The sequence below is a fragment of the Pseudomonas sp. FW305-7 genome (genome assembly GCF_058786735.1).
Genome location: NZ_JBYSZA010000035.1, coordinates 1 through 23,124, shown reverse-complemented (window position 1 = coordinate 23,124; position 23,124 = coordinate 1). Strand labels below are relative to the sequence as shown.

Below are 23,124 nucleotides of genomic sequence, written 5' to 3'. Positions count from 1 at the left end.
ATCATGAAGACTATTGTTATCGCGACCCTGGCCCTGCTCGGCAGTGCTGCTTTGCAGGCGGCCGAAGTTGATCAAGCTTTGATCAAGCAAGGCGAATACCTCGCCCGCGCGGGCGACTGTGTGGCATGTCACACCGCCAAGGGCGGCAAGCCGTTCGCCGGCGGTCTGCCGATGGAAACCCCGATCGGCACGATCTACTCGACCAACATCACTCCCGATAAAACCGGCGTTGGTGATTACAGCTTCGCGGACTTCGATCAAGCCGTACGCCATGGTGTCGCCAAAAACGGCAGTACGTTGTACCCGGCGATGCCGTATCCGTCCTACGCCCGTGTCAGCGAAACCGACATGCAAGCGCTGTACGCGTATTTCATGCACGGCGTGCAACCGGTGGCGCAGGAGAACAAGGCCAGTGATATTCCATGGCCGTTGAGCATGCGTTGGCCGCTGATGGGCTGGCGCTGGATGTTTGCGCCGAAGGTCGAGGACTACAAAGCCACGTCGGACGACGCTGTCATTGATCGTGGGGCGTATCTGGTCGAAGGCCTCGGACATTGCGGTGCCTGCCATACGCCACGCGCCCTGACCATGCAGGAAAAATCCCTCAGCGCCGCTGATGGCAGCACTTTTCTGGCCGGCAGTGCGCCGCTGGAAGGCTGGATCGCCAAGAGCCTGCGCGGCGACCACAAGGACGGCCTCGGCAGTTGGAGCGAAGAACAACTGGTGCAATTCCTCAAGACCGGGCGCAGCGACCGCAGCGCGGTGTTTGGCGGCATGAGCGATGTGGTCACCCACAGCATGCAATACATGACCGACGCCGACCTGACCGCGATTGCCCGCTACCTCAAGTCGCTGCCGGCCACTGATCCGAACGATCAGCCACATCAGTACGACGAGAAAGCCGCCAAGGCTTTGTGGGACGGTGACGACAGCCAGCGTGGTGCAGCGGTGTACATCGACAACTGCGCGGCGTGCCACCGCACCGACGGCCACGGCTACACGCGAGTGTTCCCGGCGCTGGCGGGTAATCCGGTGCTGCAATCGGAAGACCCGACTTCGTTGATTCACATTGTGCTCAAGGGCGGTACGCTGCCGGCGACGCACACCGCGCCGTCCACCTTCACCATGCCGGGTTTTGCCTGGCGCCTGTCGGATCAGGAAGTGGCAGACGTGGTGAGCTTTATCCGTGGCAGTTGGGGCAATAAAGGTGCGCCGGTCAGTGCCAAGGAGGTTGCCGGCTTACGCAGCGACGATATGAAAACAACGTCCACTGATGATCTTGGCCAAGTAACAGATCATCATTAAAAACAGAAACCCTGCATGAACTATTCATGCAGGGTTTTTACTATATGTATATCGCTACAACTTCGAGCTTACGGATTAATGATACTTACATAAGCCTTGGCCAGCGCAATCAACTTCGCTTTGTCGTCGTTATCAATATCGCCATCACCGTCCACATCGTTCTTGTTGGTGCGAACAGTGAATGTCTTGCCACGGTCGCTGGACACCGCCACCACGTAGGCCGAGTCAACCAGCGTCTCGGTGGGCAGTTCCTGCTCGGCGTTCCAGCCCAGCTCCTTGCGCGCAAGTTGCATCGAAACAATGGTATTGGGCTCCGATGCATTGGGTAGCATCATTTGCATAAAGACGCCGCGTTGATTGAGATAAGACATGAATTAAATCCTTTTAATTAGTTATCAGGCAAGTGCCGTTGGAACTGGCCAAGACTATAGTCGATAACTTGTCGCGACAACGGGACATATGTATCCCGGATTGTACTTTGCACTTATATATAAACTTTGCCAGTCAGCACGTATCCCATCGCCGAGCGGTACTGGATCACATCGGGCTTGCCCGTGTACTGTATGCATATACAGATCAGGAGCCTGCCCAATGATCAGCCCTCTCCCCCCTCGCGGTCGCGGCACCGCGACCAACCCGCACAACCGCTTCGCACCGAATCGCTCGGTGGCCGAGGATGACGGCTGGTATCAGGAAGTACCCGAGACGCAAAACACCGAAGTGATGATCGAAACCGCGAAAACCATCATCACTCGCAACACCTCACCGGATCTGCCCTTCGATCGCTCGATCAATCCCTATCGCGGCTGCGAGCACGGTTGCATCTATTGCTATGCGCGGCCCAGCCACGCCTATTGGGACATGTCGCCGGGGCTGGACTTCGAAACGAAGCTGATCGCCAAGACCAACGCTGCGCAGGTGCTGGAGGAACAACTCGGGAAAAAAGGCTATCAATGCGCGCCGATCAATCTGGGCTCCAACACCGATCCGTATCAGCCGATCGAACGCGAACACAAAATCACCCGCCAGACCCTCGAAGTGCTGTTGCGCTACCGGCATCCGGTGACCATCGTCACCAAGGGTTCGCTGATCCTGCGCGATCTCGATTTGCTCACCGAACTGGCGCAGCATCGGTTGGTGGCGGTGATGATCAGCCTGACCACGCTGGACGATGAACTCAAACGTATCCTTGAGCCGCGCGCCGCTGCACCCAAGGCACGATTGCGCGCTATTCGGGTCATGCGTGAAGCAGGAATTCCGGTCGGCGTGTTGTGTTCGCCGATGATTCCGATGATCAACGACAGCGAAATCGAAAGCCTGCTCACCGAGGCCCACGCGGCCGGTGCGCAAAGTGCGGCGTACATGATGTTGCGCTTGCCGCTGGAAGTGGCGCCGCTGTTCGAAGAGTGGCTGAACGCGCACTACCCGCGCCGCGCCGCACATGTGCTGAGCCTGATCCGCCAGAGCCGTGGCGGCGAGCTCTACGACAGCCGTTTCGGCGCGCGGATGCGCGGCGAAGGACCGTTTGCCGACCTGCTCGCGCAACGTTTTGCCAAAGCGATCAAGCGCCTGGGGCTCAATCATCGCGAGGGCTACAATCTCGACTGCACAGCCTTCTGTCCGCCGGGTCGCCAGATGTCGTTGATTTAGCGACAATTGGCTTATGGTTGAGGGGTTGGAATCCTTCCGCCGAGATCACTCAGTCACGTTTTTTGTGACCTGGAACGCACGTTCTAGAGCGTTTGATTCAGTTTGAGTTAAGTTTCGGCGGCTACCTTGTTCATCGAGTGACTGACGGGTCTGGATGACCCGGATGTTTTAAACAGCCACTGGCTTCATACCGGAATACCGGGGAAGACTCCCTGAATCCGCCTAAGAGGATGAATCATGAGTGACAAGGATAAACAGCCGTTGGCTGCGTCGGCGCAAACCCCAGAAGCGGAATCCGCCGATGCAGCGCTGCGACAGATCGTAGACGGCTTTTTGCATTTTCATCATGAGGTTTTTCCGCAGCAGGAAGAACTCTTCAAGAAACTCGCCACGGCCCAGGCGCCTAAAGCGATGTTCATCACGTGCGCCGACTCGCGCATCGTCCCTGAGCTGATTACCCAGAGCTCCCCGGGCGATCTGTTCGTGACCCGTAACGTCGGCAACGTCGTTCCGCCGTACGGCCAGATGAACGGCGGCGTTTCCACCGCGATCGAATACGCGGTGCTGGCCCTCGGCGTGCAGCACATCATCATTTGCGGCCATTCCGATTGCGGCGCCATGCGTGCGGTACTCAACCCGGACAGCCTGGAAAAAATGCCGACGGTCAAAGCCTGGCTGCGCCACGCCGAAGTCGCGAAAACCATGGTGCATGACAACTGTCATTGCGCCGACGAAAAAGAAAGCATGCCGATCCTCACCGAGGAAAACGTCATCGCCCAATTGCAGCACTTGCGTACCCATCCTTCGGTAGCCTCGCGCATGGCGAACGGTCATCTGTTCATCCATGGCTGGGTCTACAACATCGAAACCAGTGAAATCAAAGCTTACGACGCGGACCAGGGGTGCTTCCTGCCGCTCGACGGCAGCCATCCGATTCCGGTGGCGACGCCCAAAGCACGCTTCTAAATCTTCCTAAAAATCTGTGTGGTTTGACGCCCGTCGCTGTTTCAGCGACGCGGCCTCACCACGCCTGAAGAAAACTTCGGGAGAATCGCCATGCGTGCGGCTCAATTGAAAGCGGTGTTGCCACGGGAGCTACTGGCTTCAGTGGTTGTGTTTCTGGTCGCCCTGCCGCTGTGCATGGGCATTGCGATTGCGTCAGGGTTGCCCCCGGCCAAAGGCCTGATCACCGGGATCATCGGCGGTCTGGTGGTCGGTTGGCTGGCGGGTTCGCCGTTGCAGGTCAGTGGGCCGGCGGCGGGGCTGGCGGTATTGGTGTTCGAACTGGTGCGCCAGCACGGCATCGAGATGCTCGGGCCGATTCTGTTGCTCGCCGGATTTCTGCAACTGGTGGCCGGGCGATTGAAGCTGGGTTGCTGGTTTCGGGTGACGGCGCCAGCGGTGGTGTACGGCATGCTCGCGGGGATCGGTGTCTTGATCGTGCTGTCGCAGGTGCATGTAATGCTCGATGCCGCACCGAAACCGTCCGGGCTGGACAATCTCACCGCATTCCCAGGCGCGGTCGCGCAGGCTTTGCCGTCGTTCGGCTGGCAGGCCGGGTTGCTCGGGCTGGCGACGATTGCGGTGATGTGGCTATGGGAAAAATTCCGCCCGCAATCGCTGCGTTTTGTTCCCGGCGCATTGCTGGGTGTGGGTCTGGCGACGGGTGCCAGTCTGCTGCTGGCATTGCAGGTCAAGCGCGTCGAGGTGCCGGCGAATCTGGCAGAGGCCATTGATTGGTTGAAACCTGCTGACCTGCTCAGTCTGGCCGATCCGACGCTATTGATCGCCGCGTTCGCTGTAGCGTTCATTGCCAGCGCGGAAACCCTTTTGTCGGCCGCGGCGGTAGATCGCATGCACAGCGGCGTGCGCTCGGACTTCGACCGCGAGCTGTCGGCGCAAGGTGTCGGCAACATGCTCTGCGGTCTGGTCGGCGCGTTGCCGATGACCGGAGTGATCGTGCGCAGTTCGGCCAACGTCCAGGCCGGTGCGACCACGCGTTATTCGACAATCTTCCATGGCCTGTGGCTGCTGGCGTTCGTGTTGTTGCTGTCGAGCGTGCTGCAAAGCATTCCGGTGGCGAGTCTGGCCGGGGTGCTGGTTTATACCGGTTTCAAACTGGTCGACCTGAAAGCCTTCCGCGGTCTTAGCCGTTACGGGCGGATGCCAATGTTCACCTACGCGGCAACGGCGCTGGCAATCATCTTCACGGATCTGCTGACCGGTGTGTTGGTCGGTTTCGGTCTGACCCTGGTGAAACTGGCGTTCAAGGCTTCACGCCTGAAGATCAGCCTGATCGATCTGCCGAAGGACGGCGAGATGGAGTTGCGTCTGGTCGGGGCGGGGACGTTCCTCAAGGTGCCGGCGTTGACGCAGGTGTTGAACACGATTCCCGAAGGCACGACGGTGCATGTGCCGCTCAATAACCTGAGCTACATCGACCATTCATGTCTGGAGTTGCTGGAAGAGTGGGGGCGGGCAAATGCGGCGAAGGGATCGAAGCTGTTGATTGAGTCGCGAGGGTTGAAGCGCAGGCTTGAGGGCAGGGTTCGGACCAATACCGGAATCGGTGCAGCCGGATAAAAACCTTGTGGGAGCTGGCTTGCCAGCGATAGCGATATCTCAGGCAACCTCAATCCGGCTGAAACGGCGAAGCACTCAAGATCACCCCGGTCTCCTCGACATACTGCTGCCAGTGCCCAATCAAAGTGCTGAGCCTGTCAGGCTGACTCAACGCCAGATCATGAATCTCCCCCGGATCACTGGCCAGATCATAAAGCTGCCAGGTCGCCGGCCCCACCGGCCCGGGGATCCACACCGCTTTCCACGAGCCCTGGCGAATCGCCCGGCGCCCGAACAACTCCCAACCCGTCACTGTGTGCTCGTCATGCACCTGCGCCGTCTCGCCGGACAAAAAGCCCAGCCACGATTTACCGCGCAACGGCGCCACCGGTTTGCCGTGCCACTGCTTGCCCGGATGACGCACGCCGGCCAGATCAAGAATTGTCGGGGTGATGTCCATCACCGTGCCGAAACCGTGACTGATCTGCCCTTTGAGCGAGAGTTGCGGATAGTGCAGCAGCGCCGGCACGCGAATCCCGCCTTCGGTGGTGAAGGCCTTGAACAGCCGCGACGGCGCTGTCGCCACCTGCGCCCAGTTCGGCCCGTACCAGACGTAGGAGTTGGCCCGGCCGATGTTATCGAGGCTGTTGTCGTAGTGCTGGCTCAGATACGCCACCAGCTCCGGACCAAATTTCGGGAACGCTTCAAGCAGCGCGCCCTCGGCTCCGTTGTCGGACATGAACAGGATGAAGGTGTTATCCAGTTGACCTTGCTGGCGCAAGTAATCGACGACCCGGCCGATGTTCCAGTCCATGCGTTCGACCATCGCTGCGTAGACCTCCATCGCCCGCGCGGAAATCTGTTTTTGCTCAGTGCTCAGCGCATCCCATTGCGCGGTCAGCTGGACCAGCGGGTGGGGTTCGACGTCCGCTTCGATCAGCCCCAGTGCCTTGAGTTTTTCCAGTCGTACGAGGCGCAAGACTTCCGGGCCTGCATCGTAGCAGCCACGGTATTTTTCAACGATGTCGGCCGGTGCCTGCAACGGCCAGTGCGGTGCGGAAAACGGCAGATAAGCGAAGAACGGCCGGGTCTGGTCGCGCTCCTTCAGGTACTGCAGCAGCTTGTCGCCGAAGGCGTCGGACGAGTAGAAATCCTTGGGCAATTCGTCGATGAACGTGTCGTCCTCGATGTACAGTGCCGGCGTGGATTTCAGCAGGCCGGGGGTTTGCTCATCGTAAGTCGGCTCGAAACCGTAATGGTTGGCCGCGCCTGGCAGCAGCGAGAACGAGCGCTCGAAACCCCGCGCATGGGGCGCCAGTTCGGCGGTCAGGCCGAGGTGCCATTTGCCGCTCATCAACGTCTGATAACCGGCCTCGCGCAGCAGCTCGGGGAGGGCCACGACGCGGTCATTCAGATAACCCTCGTAACCCGGTTTGCCGATCAACTCCGGCGTCAGCGTTTCGGCCATGGTGCCGATGCCGGCAATGTGATGATCGGTACCGGTCAGCAGCATCGAGCGGGTCGGCGAGCACGTCGGCGCGGTGTGAAAATCGGTCAGGCGCAGGCCGTTGTTGGCCAGTGCATCGAGGTGCGGCGTGGCGATTTCGCCGCCGAAGGCGCCGATGTCGGAGAAGCCGAGGTCGTCGGCCAGGATCACCAGAAAATTGGGGCGTTGCGGCATCGAAAGCTCCTCTCAGCAGGCAATGAACGACAGCGGCAGATCGCGGATCTGCACCGGTACGCTCGGTTGGTAATGGTCGTCACTGGTCAGTTCGTGCAGCAGTTCTTCACGCAACTGATGGAAGTCGAAACTGCTGCGCTGACGCGGATGCGCCAAGGCAATGTCGACCACTTGCTTGATGCGCCCCGGACGCGGTTCCATCACCACCACGCGGTCCGCCAGAAAAATCGCTTCTTCGACATCGTGGGTGACAAGGATCGTGGTGATTTTCGCGCGGGCACGGATCGCCAACAGCTCGTCCTGCATCTGCTGACGGGTCAGCGCATCGAGCGCACCGAAAGGCTCGTCGAGCAGCAGAATCCTTGGGCTGGCGACCAGGCCGCGAGCGATTGCCACCCGTTGCGCCATGCCGCCGGAGAGCTGGTGAGGATAGGCGCGGGTGAAATCGCGCAGGCCGACCAGATCAATGAAGTCGTTGATGCGTTGTTGCTTGTCTGCGGCGCTCAGCGGCTCATTGACCAGGCCGAGGCCGATGTTGTCGGCCACGGTCAGCCATGGAAACAAGCGGTGCTCCTGAAAGACGATGCCGCGTTCGCCACCGATGCCGCTGACGGCTTTGCCATCCACGCGGATCTGCCCGCGAAACTGCGTATCGAGGCCTACCAGCAAGCGCAACAGCGTGGATTTACCACAGCCGCTGGAGCCGACGATGGCGACGAATTCGCCCTCGGCGATGTCCAGGTTGAATTCGCGAATCGCCTCCAGTTCGAAACCGTCGACGTCGAAGGATTTGCCTACATGGTTGAAGCTGACAATGGGTGCGTTCATGCGTGTCTCCAGCGGGTGGCGCGGATTTCCAGGCGTTGGCCAATAAGGTTGAGCAGGGCGCCGGTCAGGCCGACGAGGAGCATGCCGGCCATGATCAGGTCCATGCGCAGCAGTTGCTGGGCGCCGATCATCTGGCTGCCGATGCCGCCGTTGGACGGCATGAAATATTCGGCGCCGATGGTGCCGAGCCAGGCGTAGATCAGGCTCAGTCTGAGCCCGGCAAAAATCCCGGGAGCGGCTCCGGGCAGGACCAGTCGACGCAGGCGCTGACCGAGACTCAGGCGCAGCACTTGCGCGGCTTCGTTGAGTTGCGGCGAAAGGTTGGCGACGCTGCGTTGGGTGGCGATGAACAACGGGAAGAATGCGGCAAGAGCGACGAACACCCACTTCGACAGCTCGCCCAGACCGAACCAGGCGGTGAGCAATGGCACCCAGGCGAATATCGCGATCTGCCGAATGGCTGCAAGTGTCGGGCCGAGCAGGCGTTCGCTGAGGTGCGACAGCCCCAACAGCAGGCCGAGGGCGAAGCCAATTCCGCCGCCCAACAGCAAACCACCAAGGGTGCGCCCAAGGCTCAGGGCCATTCCGGTGATCAGCGTTCCGTCGAGCAAGCCGTCCCACGTGGTGTTGAGCACGGCCAGCGGGCTCACCAGAATATTCGCGTCGACCCACTGCTGATCGTTCGCTACTTGCCACAGCGCCAACAAGCCCAGCGGCAGCAGCCACGGTTGCAGCCGTTGCCAGCCTTCATAGCGCGGGCCACGGCGGATTTCCGCAGTGGCCGGGTGCGGCCAGTGCACCAGTTTTTTGTCCAGCAGCCCGATGCTGCGATCCATCGCCACGCCAATCAGGCCGATGACCACGATGCAGACGAAAACGATGTCGAGCATGAACAGCTGCCGTGCCCAGACCATCAGGTAACCGATGCCTTCGCTGGAGGCGAGCAGTTCGACGGCCAGCAGCGACGTCCAGCCGGCGGCCAGCGCCAGACGTACACCGGCCATGAATGCGGGGAGGGCGGCAGGCAACACCAGACGACGAATCAGCAAATGCGACGGCAGGCGCAGTACGGCGGCTGCTTCACGCAGTTTCGGTTGCGCATCGCGTACGCCAACCAGTGTGTGCAAGGTCACCGGAACCACAATGGCTTTGATCAGCACCACCAGTTTCAACACTTCACCGATACCGAAAAACACCATGAACAGCGGAATCCACGCCAGCGTCGGTACTTGCGCGAGGCCGGCGAAGGTCGGGAAGATCAAGCGTTCGAGGCGGCGACTGAAACCCAGTGCCGCCCCCAGAATCGCCCCGGCGCTGATCCCTGCCAGTAATCCACAGAACAACCGTTGCAGGCTGATCCACAAGTGGCTCCACAACTCGCCCTGAGACAGTTCGACTGCGCTGTTCCACACCAGTGACGGCGCCGGCAGGATCTGTTCGCTCATCCAGTGATTGCGCGCGGCCAGCCACCACAGGGTGAAGAGGCTGAGTGGCAGTAACCACGGCAACAGGCGTTGCTGCAGGCTTGGCCAAGGGCGCCGACTTTTTAGCGGCGGTGCGGGCAGCGGCAAGCTCAGCAGGGATTGACGGGCCATGGGTGACCTCCGTTGTCGGGTTGCATGGCTGACCGCTTTGCTTTTGTGGGAGTGGGCTTGCTCACGAAGGCGTGGTATCAGTCGCCGAATGTGTTGGCTGACAGGACGCCTTCGCGAGCAGCCCGCTCCCACATTAGGGTTAGCGGTGTATGCAAAATTGGTCTAATAAAATTCAAATTAATTCTATTGGGAGATAAGCAAGACCATTTAAGGCCTCCAGCGCGACGCGCATCCAATGCATTCGAAGAATATTTTCGATGCTGTTAATGCATACGCCGCTGTAAGCCCCATGGTTGCTTGCTTAGCTCCAAAAGCTATAAAAATGTGAATTTATAGTATTTAAGCGCAGGTGCTCCTTCGGCCTACTTTCGGCTCCTCAACGCCCGTCGTGATCAGGAGCAGCACCCATGAACCTTCCCTTCAAACGCGTTTTCAGTCTGTTCGCCGCCCCGGCTCTGGCGGGCCTGTTGGCCTTCACCGTCCATGCCGACGAACTCAAGGAAATTCGCATCGCCGTGCCCGACCTGAGCGCCGGCACCCAGCACAGCGGCGGTGGCGTGGTCGACGTATTGCGCGATCAGCAGATCTTCGAAAAGGCCTTCGCCGAACAGGGCATCAAGGTTCAGTGGAGTTTCTTCAAAGGGGCCGGGCCGGTGATCAACGAAGCGTTCGCCAATGGTCAGGTCGATCTGGCGTATCTGGGTGATCTGGCGGCGATCATCGGCAAGTCCAACGGCCTCGATACGCGGCTGCTCAGCGCCAGTGCCCGCGGGGTGAAGCAGTACCTGGGCGTCGTGCCGGGCTCGGGGATCAAGACTTTGCAGGACCTCAAAGGCAAGCGCGTGGCGATCTTTCGCGGCACCGCAACGCAGCTGTCGTTCGATGCGGCGTTGGCCAGTCAGGGCTTGAGCGAGAAGGATCTGAAGGTGATCAACCTCGACTTCACCGGCGCGACTGCCGCACTGGCGGCCAGGCAGATCGATGCGTCGTGGGGTAGCTCCGGCCTGGCCGCTTTGCAGACCAAGGGCCTGGCCGAATTGCCGCTGAACACCAAGGATCTGGGCGGTGCTGGCAGCGTGCAGTCGGTTCTGGTGGGCAGTGGCAAGTTTGTCGATGCGCATCCGGAGGCCGTGAGCAAACTGCTCAAGGCGCAAGAGCAGGCCGTGGAATGGCTGACCCAGGACAGCAACAAGGCTGCGTACGTGCAGTTGGTCTCGGGACTGGCGAGTTATCCACCGGTGATCCTCACCGAGGATCTGAAAGATCAGAAGTTGAGCGAGATATTCCCATCGACGCTGGATCCGGTGTTCCTTGGCAGTTTGCAGGACAAGGTGGATCTGGCGGCGCAGCAGAAGCTGATTCGCAAACCGTTCAAGGTGAATGATTGGGTGGCGCCTGAGCTGGCAGCGGCCAAGCTCTAACGTACGCTGATCGTTCCCACGCTCTGCGTGGGAACGCATCAATGGACGCTCTGCGTCCGCTTTGGGACGCGGAGCATCCCGGGCTGCATTCCCACGCAGAGCGTGGGAACGATCGCTTCAAACAGCGACGCTGATCTCTTGCTTATCCACCGCCACCAGCGTCTCGATCATCGCCCTTGCTGCCGGCGACAAGCGAAACCCGGTGCGACTGACAATCCCGCAGCGCGCATTCATGCTCTCGAGGTTCTGCGGCAGATTGCGCCAGTGCAACAACGCCAGCGAACCCTGGGCAATGTCCTCGTAAAACGCCTCCTCCGTCCCGATGCCAATGGCATTCGATTGCAGCACTACCTTCACCAGCGCCGGAAAATGCTCGGTCTCGATAGTCGGTGAGAAATCGATCCGGCCACTGAGGTTCGCCAGCAGTTTGCGGATACCCGGCGGGATCAGCGTGGTCGCCAGCGGATAGTCGAACATGTCGTTGGTCGACAGGCTTTCCTTGGCCAGCAACGGATGCCCCGGCCGGCAGAAAAACACCCCGCGCTTGGGCGTCAGCGGTTGGGTCTGGAAGTTCGGGTCAGACTCGAAATGGCGGATGTCGGCGATGAAGAATTCGATCTCCTCACGGCTCAGGGCGCGGCTGAGTTTTTCCCAGTTATCTACCTGAAAGCAGGTGCGCACTTTCGGGTGCGCATTGATGAATTGGGCCACCGCGTCAGGCACCAGTTTCACCGCTGGCGCCGGACCACAACCGAAGTGCACCTCGCCGGCATCGAGCTTGGTCATCTGTGTCACTTCCGCGCTGAGCAGCGCCGCGCCCTGCACCAGGCTGAGCGCGTGTTGCAGCACCACCTGGCCTTCGGGCGTGGGGCGCAGATCCTTGTTGCCGCGATCCACCAGCACGCAACCGAACTCTTGCTCCAGCCCTTGAATGCTGCGGCTGAACGCCGGTTGGGTGATGCCCATCGCGTCCGCCGCACGGACAAAACTGCGGTGTTCGTTGAGGGCGATGAAATAGCGCAACTGGCGAAGATCCATATGCTTTTCCGGCATCCTAAAAATAGCTCGAAGGCATTTGCGACGAGGGTTGGTAGAGGTTTTAAATGCAAGCTCTTATTCCGTCAACGAAGCATGTGAATATCTATTAGATGTAAATGGAATATAGATAGAGCGATGTTTCGCTGCCGTCCAACCGTAAGCAGTCGATGAGGGTCTACCCATGAGCAATGCCGCACTCGCTGTAAAACCCGCTGTCCACGCGCTGGAAATTCATCCGGTGGCCGGCCGAATCGGCGCCGAGATCCGTGGCGTGCACCTGTCCGGTGAGCTGGACGCCGCCACGGTCGAAGCCATTCAACAGGCACTGATTCAGTACAAAGTCGTGTTCTTCCGTGAGCAAACCCAGCTCGACGATCAGCGTCAGGAAGCCTTCGCCCATCTGCTTGGCGAGCCAGTGGCGCACCCGACCGTACCGGTGCGTGACGGCACCCGTTATCTGCTGGAACTGGACGGTGCCGAAGGCCAGCGCGCCAACTCCTGGCACACCGACGTGACCTTCGTCGACGCCTACCCGAAAGCCTCGATCCTGCGCTCGGTGGTGGCGCCGGCCTTCGGTGGCGACACCCTGTGGGCCAACACCGCTACCGCGTACAACGAACTGCCGACCGAGCTGCGTGAACTGGCAGACAAACTGGTCGCCGTGCACAGCAACGAATACGACTATGCCGGGGCCAAGCCTGACGTCTCGGCCGAGAAGCTTGAGCGCTACCGCAAGATCTTTACTTCGACCGTTTACGAAACCGAGCACCCGGTGGTCCGCGTGCACCCGATCAGCGGCGAGAAGAGCTTGCTGCTGGGGCACTTCGTCAAACGCATCAAGGGTTACTCGCAAGCGGATTCGGCGCACCTGTTCGGGTTGCTGCAGAGCCATGTGATTCGTCAGGAAAACACCGTGCGCTGGCGCTGGAGGGCCGGTGATGTGGCGATCTGGGATAACCGTTCGACGCAGCATTACGCGATTGATGACTACGGTACGCAGGATCGGATCGTGCGCCGGGTGACGCTTAAAGGTGAGGTGCCGGTGGGGGCGTCAGGGCAGCGCAGCCAGATCATCAAAGGCCCTGATATCGGCGGCGTCTGATCTGGCCCCATCGCTGGCAAGCCAGCTCCCACAGTGGAAAGTGTTGAACACAATGGATGTGTAAAACTTAAATCCTGTGGGAGCTGGCTTGCCAGCGATGCTTTTAACTACCACACGCCGATTTGAACAACCTTCTCGGCTTCCGGCTCACCATAACGAAAGCGCTGCCCTCGTAAATCAATCTCCTGATGACTGATCGTGGTCCGCCGTTTCAACCCGCGCACCCACTCGAAAAAATGCCCCGCATGTTCCTCGCGCACCGCCGCATACGCCGGGTCATCACCCAGATCACGCAACTCCTGCGGATCATTCAACAGATCAAAAAGCTGCGGTCGGAAACCGTCATACGCCAGGTATTTCCAGCGTTCGCTGCGCACCATGGTCATGCGGCAACGGTCGATCGGTTGTCCGAGTCGCTCCCGTGCCGGAGCCTGGAAGGCGTAGTCGTATTCGCTGATCGCATAGCGGCGCCAGTCTGGGTTTTTACCGTGCAGAAGCGGGATCAACGAACGCCCTTCAAGCCGATGTTCTGCCCCCGGCAATCCCAGTGCCTGAAGAAACGTCGGCAGCGCATCGATGGTTTCGGCTAACCGATCATCCACCGTTCCCCGAGTGACATCCGCCGCCGCCCGAGGGTCGCGCACGATCAGCGGCACGCCCACCGCCTGCTCCAGCAAAAACTCCTTCTCGCCCAGCCAGTGATCGCCGAGGAAGTCGCCGTGATCGCTGGTGAACACGATCAACGTGTCATCCCAGCGGCCATTGCTCTGCAGAAAATCGAAAAGTCGCCCCAACTGATCATCCACTTGCTTGATCAGGCCCATGTAGGTCGGGATTACATTCAATCGTACTGAATCGCGGGAGAAGTTGAGGCTTTCCTCATGCTGGCGAAAGGCAGTGTATACGGGGTGTTTGCTGGCTTCGGAGGGCGTCGCGCGGACCGGTTCGAGAATCGATTTCGTACTGTACAAGGCGTGGTATGGCGCCGGTACGATGTAGGGCCAGTGCGGTTTGATATACGAAAGGTGTAAACACCAGGATTTCTCACCTTGCTCGGTGATGAAGTCGATGGCTCGATTTGTAGTGTAGACAGTCTCTGAGTGTTGCTCGGGAATTCGTGCTGGCAAATGCGCATGACGCATTTGCCAGCCACTGAGGATTTCACCGTGCTCGCCTTCGGCAGCGTTGGCCCAGTCGTGCCAGGGGTTGCGGCCTTCGAAACCGTGTTCGCGCAGGTAATGGGTGTAAGGCGCTGATTCGCGTTTGTCGTCGAACAGCGGGTCGTCGGGGAAGATGCCGTCGTGACGGAAGTAGGGTTCGAAGCCGACCTCGTTGAGCACTTCGGCCTGCTCGCTGTCCGGGTTGATGGCCAGACGCTGCAAGGCATCGACATTCGCCGTGGCGTGGGTCTTGCCGACCAGCGCGGTACGAATGCCGTGAGGGCGCAGGTAATCACCGATGGTCAGTTCTTCCAGCGGCAACGGCACCGCGTTCCATGCCACTTGATGGCTGCTGACGTAGCGTCCGGTGTAGGCCGACATCCGTGACGGTCCGCAGATCGTGCCTTGGGTGTAAGCGCGGCTGAAACGCACACCGGCTTCGGCCAGGCGATCGATGTTTGGCGTGTGCAGGTGCGGGTGGCCGTAGCAGGACAGGTAATCGCGGCGCAGTTGGTCGCACATGATGTACAGCACGTTGCGCACGGGTTTTTCAGGCTGGGACATGGGGTTCACCGGTCAGAGAGACAGGCGAGGGTTTTCGCTTTCGGTGGGGGTGTTCGGCAAGTGCATTTGGGGAATGGGTTTTATGCAGTGGATGCATCGGAGTGAGTGGCGACGCCATCGCTGGCAAGCCAGCTCCCACAAGTCCCGGTTGAACACATTATTTCTGCCAGACGCACATCCTGTGGGAGCTGGCTTGCCAGCGATAGCGGTAGCTCAGACAGCCAGGTTCTCAAGTGAACACACCTCCTCATCCACCGCATCAATCTCTTTGATCTGCTCAATCATCGCCTCAGCCAACGGCGACAACCGATACCCCGCGCGACTGACAATCCCGTAGCGGGTGTACAACTCCTCCAGATCGTCCGCCAACCCTTCGATCTTCAAACACAGCAGATCACCCTTGGCCTGATGCAACGCATCGGAGTACGCGCCGACGATCCCGATCGCATCCGAACGCAGCACCACACTCAACAGGCTGGAGCTGTTTTCACACTCCACATTCGGCGTGAAATCCGGGCGACCGCTGAGGTCGACGATGACTTTGCGCAGGTTCGGCGGACGAATGCTCACCGCCAGCGGATAGCTCATCAGTTGTTCGGCGGTAACCCGCTCAAAACCTGCCAGTGGATGCCCCGCACGGCAGCAGAAATGCCATTTGCGCGGGCGTAACCGGTACGTCAGGTAATCCGGATCGGCTTCAAAGTGTCGGGTGTCGGCGACAAAGAATTCGAACTCTTCGCTGAGCAGGCGCTTGCTCAGACTCTGCCAGTCATCGACCTGGAACTGCACCCGCGCTTTTGGATAACGGCCGATGAAGCTGCCGATGGCACGCGGAATCAATCCCGCTGCCGGCGCCGGGCCGCAACCGAAGCGCAATTCTCCCGCCTCCAGGCCATTGAACTGGCTGATCTCGTTGGCCATTTGCTGCGCACCGCTGACCAGCCGCCGCGCATGTTCGAGCAGCACCTGGCCTTGCTTGGTCGGCGGCAATTCCTTGCGCCCGCGATCAACCAGCTGGCAGCCAACGCTGTGTTCCAGTGCCTGAATACTGCGACTGAACGCCGACTGCGACAGGTTCACCGCCTGCGCGCCGGCGACGAAGCTGCGTTGGTCAGCCAAGGCGATGAAGTGACGAAGTTGGCGCAAGTCGATATGCATTTTTCACATAAAAAATATCCGGGAAATGCATTGGATATGCATTACGTCGACTCCTTATAAAGGCAATCTCTTATGCAGTAAATATTTGTAAATCCATAAATAAATAACTTAAAAGAATATGCAGCGCTGACGATGTCTGTGTGTTTTTTGACCAGGAGCCGCGCCATGAGTCCGTTGAACCTCGCGTCACCCTTAACCCCACGACGGCTCAAACGCCTGCCTCTGGCCCTGTTGCTGGCAGGGAGCGCCAGCTGGACTCACAGCTACGCGGTTGAATCCGAATCCCCAGCGCCGGTGCCGGCCGGCAAGCCGGCGGCCAACAGTTCGCAACTGGAAACCGTGACGGTCACCACCCGCCGCCGTGAAGAAAGTTCGCAAGATGTGCCGACGCCCATGAGTGTGGTCAGCGGCCAGAATCTGGAGACGCAACGGGTCTACCGGATTCAGGATTTGCAGCAACTGGTGCCGAGCGTCAACGTCGCCTACATGCACGCCCGCCAGTCCAGCGTGTCGATTCGCGGCCTGGGCAACAACCCGGCCAGTGATGGTCTGGAGGGCAGCGTCGGTCTGTACATCGACAACGTCTACCTGGGGCGCCCGGGGATGGCGGTGTTCGATCTGATGGACATCGAACAGCTCGAAGTTTTGCGTGGCCCGCAGGGCACACTGTTCGGTAAAAACACCACCGCCGGGGTGATCAACATCAGCACCCGTGCGCCGACGTTTACACCTGAACGCAGCATTGAAACCTCGGTCGGCGAGGACGGTTACTTCCAGACCAAGGGCACTATTTCCGGGCCGCTCAACGATCAACTCGCCGGGCGTTTTTCCGCCTATCGCACCCGCAGCGATGGCGACATCAAGAATGAATACGACGGCCATGATCTGAACGGCGGCTCGCGCGATGGCTTCCGTGCACAGTTGCTGTTCAAGCCCAACGAAGATTTCAACCTGCGCTGGATCGGCGATTACAACGAAGAGGATTCCAGCGCCGGCACCCGCGTGCTGTACAGCACCGGGCCGACCATCAATGGCGTCAATCTTTACCAGTCGCGAGCCAATGCCGCCGGCGCGACGCTGGTCAACGGCTCGCACCGCAAGGTCAATCTGGATAACGATCAGCACGTCACCGTGCATCAGGGCGGTACCTCGGTCGAGGCCAACTGGACGCTGCCGAGCGACTTCACGCTGACCTCGATCAGCTCCTACCGCTTCTGGAATTTCACCCCGCGCAACGACGACGGCCTCAACGTGCCGGCGAGCTATAACGCCGGGGTGTCGGTGGAAGACAAACAGTATTCGCAGGAATTTCGCCTGGCCTCACCGAAGGGTGAGTTCTTCGATTACGTCGTAGGTGCGTACTACTTCGGCAACAATCTGGACAACAAATCCTTCGCCTATTACGGCCCGCAGGCGGATATCTGGAACGGCACGCCGGCCGGTGCGCTGGCCAACGTGACCAGCGTCGGCAACGGCCACATTAAGACCGACAGTTTTGCCCTGTTCGCCCAAGGCACCTGGCACCTCACCGAGCGTCTGGACTTCACCGCCGGAGTGCGCGGCACCTATGAAGAAAAAAGCGCCTGGGTCACGCGTAATGCTCCGGTTGGCGGTGCGACTGTCGCCGGTGCTGCCGCGACGGCGCGGCGTGGTCGTGCCGGCGCTTACGACTCTGGCGACTTGAATCAATACAGCTCCAGTCCGTCCGGGCTGCTCAACCTCAGCTACCGGATCACCGACGATGTGCTCGGCTACGCAACGCTGTCCCACGGCGAGAAATCCGGCGGGGTCAACCTTGCGGTCGGCTCGGCTCCGGTGGCCGGCGCCGACTCTTTGTTGATCGGCACCGAGCGCGCCAACAACGCCGAGCTGGGTTTCAAAAGCACGCTGTGGGATCACCGTCTGCAACTCAACGCCAACGTGTTCTGGACCCAGGTCAACGCCTACCAGACCAACGCCTACGACGCCGAAAACCGCGTGCAGTACCTGACCAACGCCGGTTCCGTGCGCTCGCGCGGTGTCGAATTCGAGAGCACGGTGATCCCGCTGCGCGGCCTGACCCTGAACTTCAACGGCTCCTACAACGACGTCAGCTACCTCTCGTATAAAGATGCGCCATGCCCGCCGGAAGTCAGCCAGGCGCCAGGCGCTCCGGCCTCTTGCGATCTCAGCGGCCATCAAGTGGTCGGTGCCTCGAAATGGATCGGCAACGCCAACGGCGAATACAAATGGAATCTGGATAACGGCTTCGAACCCTACGTCACCGCCAGTTATGCGTTCCGCTCGAAAGCCGTCGGCACGGTCGAGGATTCCGACTACGGCCAGATCCCGAGCTATGCGGTGGTCAACTTTTCCACCGGCCTGCGCGGCGATTTCAATCAAGGCCAGTGGGACGTCTCGCTGTGGCTGAAAAACGCCTTCGACAAAACCTATTACACGACCCTGTGGACCGGCGGCAACGGCGGCTATGAAGGCCTGCTCGGCACACCGCGAACCCTCGGCGTCACTGGCCGTTACGACTTCTGATTGACCCTTCAAGGAGCTGCATCATGTTGCCCATCAAAAGCGCTTTACCGCTGTTGTTGTCCGGCGCGGTGTTGAGTAGCGGCGCCTTCGCCGCACCCAGCGTCTACCCCACGGGCGTTACCCGTTATGACCCGGACAAAGCGTTCAATCAGTACGTGATCTTCAGCGGCGCCGACAAGCAGACGCACCTGATCGACATGAACGGCAACGAGGTGAAAACCTGGCCACAGGCGGGTTTCCCCTCGGCGATCATCGACCCGCAATTGGTTGGCGGTGAGCGTGGACACGTGTTGCTGCAACTGAGCGACAAGGATCCGGGCAAGCTCGGTTCGGCCGGCAACGGCCTGGGCAACCAGAGCGTCGGCGAACTGGACTGGAATGGCAAAGTCGTCTGGCAGTGGGGCGACAACGCACCCGGTGGTGCGGCGCAACAGCATCATGATCAGCGCCGCTTGAGCAACGGCAACACCGTGGTGCTGGCCAACAAGGTACACAAGGTCAAAGGTTTCAAAGTGCCCGAGGTGATTGACGATGCAATCTACGAAGTCGGTGCCGATGGCGCGGTGAAATGGCAATGGCTGGCCTCCGAGCACCTCAACGAGTTTGGCTTCACGGCCGAGCAATTGAAACTGGTGCGCGCCAGTGACAATCCCGATTATCTGCACATCAACAACCTCAGTCTGGTCGGGCCGAACAAGTGGTTCGATGGCGGTGACAAACGCTTCAATCCGGACAACCTGCTGATCGATTCACGCAACGCCAATTTCATCGCGATCATCGACAAGAACAGCGGCAAAGTGGTCTGGCGTCTGGGGCCGAACCTGCCGCTGATCAACCCGAAAACCGCGCAGACTCTGCCGCGCCCGGTGGATCAGTTTGTCGGTCAGCATGACGCCCATATCATCCCGGCCGGATTGCCCGGTGCGGGTAATTTGCTGGTATTCGATAACCAGGGCTCAGCGGGTTATCCGAACGTGACGCTCGGGCTGATCTCCGGCTCGCGGGTGCTGGAAATCGACCCGCTGAAAAATGAGATTGTCTGGCAGTACAGCGCGGCCAATTCGAAGCAGCCGGGCTGGGCGTTTTACAGCTCATTTATCAGCAGCGCACGGCGCTTGCCCAACGGCAATACGCTGATCGACGAAGGTATGAACGGGCGGTTTTTCCAGGTCACAGCCAAGGGTGAGAACGTCTGGGAATACGTCAGTCCCTACCTCGGCAAAGCCCCGGGTAGTGACGCAATCAGCAACTGGGTCTATCGAGCGCTGCCTGTGAGTTATGACTGGGTGCCTGCCGGAACGCCGCGCTCCGAGACGGCCGTCATTGCGCCGGCCGTTGGACTGCAGCAGACCGATGCCAGTCGTTAGTTGAAATGGAATTAATGCTCGACCGATTGGCGATAAGTTATGAGTAACTTGAACAGTGCTTATTGCAATTTCGTTTGTAAGTGGCGTGGACAATATTTGAATGTCCAACCATTCTGACTGTCGTGAGTTTCCAGGAGGAAACTTGCTCTCATCGGAAGACACTTATCCCAACGATAAAGGAAGTCGAATTATGTCGAGCATTAATGGCACTTATGTAAACGCGAACGCTGGCGCCAAACTGACGATTACCGATGGCAACGATTCCAACGGCACCTTCAGCGGTACCTTCAGCCAGGGCGGCGTCAACTATGACGTCAGCTACGGGCATTACCATTTCCAGAACAGCACCGGACAACCCACCACCATTACGTTTGTCGGTCTGAATGGTAATAGCGGGTTTCAGGCGTGGTCATTGTTTTCTCCCGATCATAATTACGCGAGAGTTCGCGCAGCCGGTTCCCGTACTAACTTTGACGGTGAAGTCGTGACGCTGGCAGGGGAGTTTGTCAAGCAGTAACTCAGTTGAAATATATAAAGGCCGGTGTACGAAAGTGCATCGGCTTTTTTATTGCTGACGATAAATTCGTCAACTATCGAATGTGTATTAATTGTCCTGCCAAACCCGGTCAGGCGAAATCGATGCGTTGCGTGAATACTTTCAATGCCTGAAAAGCATGCATTTTTTCACACATCGCTGCAGCCCTTGTGGCGCGTGGCTTTGCTGGAAATGATCAATTTACATATTCCATAAAAGCCTATGCATAACGTTAAAGATTACTTTCGGAGATAAGCGTCAAGCCCAATGATTCACCCAGCGATCTGCCGTGGGGGATTCAACAAACGGCAGCTCAGCCTTTTTGTAGAGAACGCAAAAAAGACCGCAGGGAGTGAATCAATGGGCAATGTCCAGACCGCCGCCAGCGCACAGGAATTGCTGTGGCGTCAGACGCCGAGTGGCGAATTGGTCGATCTCGGCCGACCGCATCGCGTGCCGTTGGGGCAGTTGCGTTTGCAGCGCGCGCCTAAAGGCATTCTGAGTCGCCGCGAGACGATTCTGCTCGGTGTGCTGGCGTTGGTGGTGCATGGCGTGGTGATCTACTGGATCAGCCAGAAGCCGACGCCGGTGTTGCCGATTGTGCCGCCGGAAATTCCACCGATGACCATCGAGTTTTCGCGCCCGGCACCACCCGCGCCACCGGTTGTCGAGCCACCACCGCCTGCGCCTGTGGTCGAGCCACCGCCGCCGGTAGAAGACGAACTGGCGGTAAAGCCACCACCGCCCAAACCTATTCCGAAACCCAAGCCGAAACCTGTGGCTAAACCGGTTCCGAAACCGGCGCCAAAAGCTGTTGAACAGCCACCTGCACCGCCCCAACCGGCAGCACCGGCCGCCGCCCCAGCTCCACCTGCACCACCCGCGCCAGCACCGGTGACACCGGCGTCAGCCAACGCCGCCTACCTGAAAAACCCCGCGCCGGAATATCCGTCGCTGGCTCAGCGTCGCGGCTGGGAAGGCACGGTGTTGTTGCGCGTGCATGTGCTGGCCAGCGGCAAACCGGGCGAGATTCAGATTCAGAAAAGCAGTGGCCGGCAACAACTCGACGACGCAGCGCTGAACGCCGTGAAACGTTGGAGTTTTGTCCCGGCCAAGCAGGGTGATGTCGCTCAGGACGGCTGGGTCAGCGTGCCCATCGATTTCAAGATTCATTAAACCGAAACCAAATTCGCGCTAAACGTTTACACGAGGGAACACATCATGACGTTACTGGCATCTCCACTGGAATCCATCGAAAGCGCGGTGATCTGGCTGCTGGTGGTTTTTTCCGTCGCCACCTGGGGTCTGGCACTGCTCAAGGCTGTGCAGTTCGGCCGTCTGAAAGCACAGGATCGGCGCTTTCATAAACGCTTCTGGGCGGCGTCGAGTCTGGATTCCGCTGCCGAGTTGAGCGAAACCCAACCCGGCGCAGCAGCGCGGGTGGCACAGGCCGGTTACGCGGCGATTCAGGTTGGTGAGGCGCCGCAGACGAATGATTTGAGCCAGGCGATCAACCATCAGGATCGACTGGAACGTGCCTTGCGTCAGCAGATTGTCCGCGAACGGCGTTCGCTGGAGACCGGTCTGGCGGTGGTTGCGAGTATCGGTAGTACGTCGCCGTTCATTGGTCTGTTCGGCACGGTGTGGGGAATCATGGAAGCGTTGAAAGGCATCAGCGCGGCAGGCTCGGCGAGCCTGGAAACGGTGGCGGGTCCGATCGGTGCGGCACTGGTTGCGACCGGCGTGGGTATCGCCGTCGCGGTACCGGCAGTGCTGGTTTACAACTACTTTCTGCGGCGTTTGAAACTGACCGCCGCCGATCTGGATGACTTCGCCCACGACTTCTACAGCCTGGCGCAGAAGAGTGCGTTCCGCGTGCTGATTCATCCGACGGCGCACAAGGTTGTAGCGCAAGGCAACGCGGCAAAAGTGAAGGAGGCGTCCTGATATGGCCTTCTCCACGCAAGACAGTGATGAGGTGCTCAGCGAGATCAACGTGACGCCGCTGGTGGACGTGATGCTGGTGCTGCTGGTGGTGTTTATCGTCACCGCGCCGCTGCTGACCAACGCGATACCGATCAACCTGCCGAAGACCGAAGCGGTAGCGCCGGTCGAGCAGAAAGACCCGCTGGTGGTGAGTATCGATGGCGCCGGCAAGCTGTTTATCAACAAGGATGAGATTCAGCCGGACTTGCTCGAATTCAACCTCAAGTCGGCCAAGGCGAAGGACCCGGAAGTGCGCGTGCAATTGCAGGCGGATGACGGGGTGAACTACGGGGAAGTGGCGCGGGCCATGGCCTCGATCGAGCGGGCGGGGATTACCAAGTTGTCGGTGATCACTGCGCGTTAACCGAATTTACGTTTTTCCGGGGCCGTCTCCTTGGCAGGGTGCGGCCCTTTTTTTATTTCTCGCGGGGGAGAAAAGCCCCTCACCCTAGCCCTCCCGAAACGTCGGACCGCCCAGAGGGAGAGGGAACTGACCGCGTTGTTTGGCCGCTATACATCGACATGACAAATCCAGTCGAACTCAGGATTTGAAAGGCCAGGAGATCGGCTCCCTTTCCCCTCGCCCCCATGGGGGAGAGGGCTGGGGTGAGGGGGAAAAGATTTCAAGCCATGCACAAATCTCATA

General features: G+C 59.5%; 19 protein-coding genes. 12 read left to right on the top strand and 7 right to left on the bottom strand.

Going from position 1 to position 23,124, the window contains the following annotated elements; genetic code table 11:
- The first annotated feature begins 3 nt into the window (after positions 1 to 3).
- A complete protein-coding gene (locus tag AC3WMT_RS27510; protein ID WP_103306460.1) occupies positions 4 to 1,305 on the top strand; it encodes a c-type cytochrome in 1,302 nt (433 codons plus the stop codon).
- A 68-nt stretch (positions 1,306 to 1,373) separates the two neighbouring features.
- Here AC3WMT_RS27510 and AC3WMT_RS27505 read toward each other — a convergent pair whose 3' ends face one another.
- Positions 1,374 to 1,676 carry a hypothetical protein gene (locus AC3WMT_RS27505; protein ID WP_103306459.1) on the bottom strand — a complete coding sequence of 101 codons (303 nt, stop codon included), beginning with the start codon at positions 1,674 to 1,676 and terminating at the stop codon, positions 1,374 to 1,376.
- A gap of 220 nt (positions 1,677 to 1,896) precedes the next feature.
- Here AC3WMT_RS27505 and AC3WMT_RS27500 point away from each other — a divergent pair, with 220 nt between their 5' ends.
- The 3 genes from AC3WMT_RS27500 (at position 1,897) to AC3WMT_RS27490 (ending at position 5,538) form a co-directional block, all read left to right on the top strand.
- Positions 1,897 to 2,955, top strand: coding sequence for a PA0069 family radical SAM protein (locus AC3WMT_RS27500; RefSeq protein ID WP_103306458.1), 1,059 nt, complete (start codon positions 1,897 to 1,899; stop codon positions 2,953 to 2,955).
- A 237-nt stretch (positions 2,956 to 3,192) separates the two neighbouring features.
- Positions 3,193 to 3,921, top strand: coding sequence for a carbonic anhydrase (locus tag AC3WMT_RS27495; RefSeq protein ID WP_103306457.1), 729 nt, complete (start codon positions 3,193 to 3,195; stop codon positions 3,919 to 3,921).
- A 90-nt stretch (positions 3,922 to 4,011) separates the two neighbouring features.
- Positions 4,012 to 5,538, top strand: a complete 1,527-nt coding sequence (locus AC3WMT_RS27490; protein ID WP_103306456.1) for a SulP family inorganic anion transporter — start codon at positions 4,012 to 4,014, stop codon at positions 5,536 to 5,538.
- Between the two features lie 49 nt (positions 5,539 to 5,587).
- Here AC3WMT_RS27490 and AC3WMT_RS27485 read toward each other — a convergent pair whose 3' ends face one another.
- From AC3WMT_RS27485 to AC3WMT_RS27475, 3 genes are read right to left on the bottom strand one after another with little or no spacing between them, the layout of a single operon-like run.
- Entirely contained in the window at positions 5,588 to 7,198 is a 1,611-nt protein-coding gene (locus AC3WMT_RS27485) for an arylsulfatase (protein WP_103306455.1), read from the bottom strand.
- A 12-nt stretch (positions 7,199 to 7,210) separates the two neighbouring features.
- Positions 7,211 to 8,026, bottom strand: coding sequence for an ABC transporter ATP-binding protein (locus AC3WMT_RS27480; protein WP_042557091.1), 816 nt, complete (start codon positions 8,024 to 8,026; stop codon positions 7,211 to 7,213).
- On the bottom strand, positions 8,023 to 9,621 hold the full coding sequence (locus AC3WMT_RS27475; protein ID WP_103306454.1) for an ABC transporter permease: 1,599 nt from the start codon (positions 9,619 to 9,621) through the stop codon (positions 8,023 to 8,025). The genes AC3WMT_RS27480 and AC3WMT_RS27475 overlap by 4 nt, the downstream gene beginning before the upstream one ends.
- Positions 9,622 to 10,028: 407 nt before the next feature.
- On the opposite strand from AC3WMT_RS27475, the gene AC3WMT_RS27470 reads away from it, so the two are divergent.
- Positions 10,029 to 11,042: an ABC transporter substrate-binding protein gene (locus AC3WMT_RS27470; RefSeq protein ID WP_103306453.1), complete on the top strand. Its 1,014-nt coding sequence runs from the start codon at positions 10,029 to 10,031 to the stop codon at positions 11,040 to 11,042.
- A 117-nt stretch (positions 11,043 to 11,159) separates the two neighbouring features.
- On the opposite strand, the gene AC3WMT_RS27465 is transcribed toward AC3WMT_RS27470, so the two are convergent.
- Positions 11,160 to 12,080, bottom strand: a complete 921-nt coding sequence (locus AC3WMT_RS27465) for a LysR family transcriptional regulator (RefSeq protein WP_042557094.1) — start codon at positions 12,078 to 12,080, stop codon at positions 11,160 to 11,162.
- 181 nt (positions 12,081 to 12,261) lie between these two features.
- On the opposite strand from AC3WMT_RS27465, the gene AC3WMT_RS27460 reads away from it, so the two are divergent.
- Positions 12,262 to 13,182 carry a TauD/TfdA dioxygenase family protein gene (locus tag AC3WMT_RS27460; RefSeq protein ID WP_103306452.1) on the top strand — a complete coding sequence of 307 codons (921 nt, stop codon included), beginning with the start codon at positions 12,262 to 12,264 and terminating at the stop codon, positions 13,180 to 13,182.
- 107 nt (positions 13,183 to 13,289) lie between these two features.
- On the opposite strand, the gene AC3WMT_RS27455 is transcribed toward AC3WMT_RS27460, so the two are convergent.
- Together AC3WMT_RS27455 and AC3WMT_RS27450 are read right to left on the bottom strand one after the other, a co-directional pair.
- Positions 13,290 to 14,906 (bottom strand): alkaline phosphatase family protein, encoded by a 1,617-nt coding sequence (locus tag AC3WMT_RS27455; protein ID WP_103306451.1) that lies wholly within the window; start codon positions 14,904 to 14,906, stop codon positions 13,290 to 13,292.
- 213 nt (positions 14,907 to 15,119) lie between these two features.
- Positions 15,120 to 16,064, bottom strand: a complete 945-nt coding sequence (locus AC3WMT_RS27450; protein ID WP_103306450.1) for a LysR family transcriptional regulator — start codon at positions 16,062 to 16,064, stop codon at positions 15,120 to 15,122.
- Between the two features lie 165 nt (positions 16,065 to 16,229).
- Between AC3WMT_RS27450 and AC3WMT_RS27445 the strand changes: the two genes are divergently transcribed.
- The 6 genes from AC3WMT_RS27445 to AC3WMT_RS27420 all read left to right on the top strand — a co-directional run bounded on the left by AC3WMT_RS27445 (position 16,230) and on the right by AC3WMT_RS27420 (position 22,842).
- The gene (locus AC3WMT_RS27445; protein WP_103306449.1) at positions 16,230 to 18,590 is read left to right on the top strand and encodes a TonB-dependent receptor; all 2,361 of its coding nucleotides are present in this window, start codon (positions 16,230 to 16,232) and stop codon (positions 18,588 to 18,590) included.
- A gap of 23 nt (positions 18,591 to 18,613) precedes the next feature.
- On the top strand, positions 18,614 to 19,957 hold the full coding sequence (locus AC3WMT_RS27440; RefSeq protein WP_103306448.1) for an aryl-sulfate sulfotransferase: 1,344 nt from the start codon (positions 18,614 to 18,616) through the stop codon (positions 19,955 to 19,957).
- A 190-nt stretch (positions 19,958 to 20,147) separates the two neighbouring features.
- Complete coding sequence (locus AC3WMT_RS27435) at positions 20,148 to 20,474, top strand: hypothetical protein (protein ID WP_042557100.1); 327 nt, start codon at positions 20,148 to 20,150, stop codon at positions 20,472 to 20,474.
- Positions 20,475 to 20,852: 378 nt separating this feature from the next.
- Entirely contained in the window at positions 20,853 to 21,668 is an 816-nt protein-coding gene (locus AC3WMT_RS27430; RefSeq protein ID WP_103306447.1) for an energy transducer TonB, read from the top strand.
- A 45-nt stretch (positions 21,669 to 21,713) separates the two neighbouring features.
- Positions 21,714 to 22,439, top strand: a complete 726-nt coding sequence (locus AC3WMT_RS27425) for a MotA/TolQ/ExbB proton channel family protein (protein WP_103306446.1) — start codon at positions 21,714 to 21,716, stop codon at positions 22,437 to 22,439.
- Position 22,440: 1 nt separating this feature from the next.
- Complete coding sequence (locus AC3WMT_RS27420; protein ID WP_003220570.1) at positions 22,441 to 22,842, top strand: ExbD/TolR family protein; 402 nt, start codon at positions 22,441 to 22,443, stop codon at positions 22,840 to 22,842.
- The last annotated feature ends 282 nt before the right edge of the window (positions 22,843 to 23,124 follow it).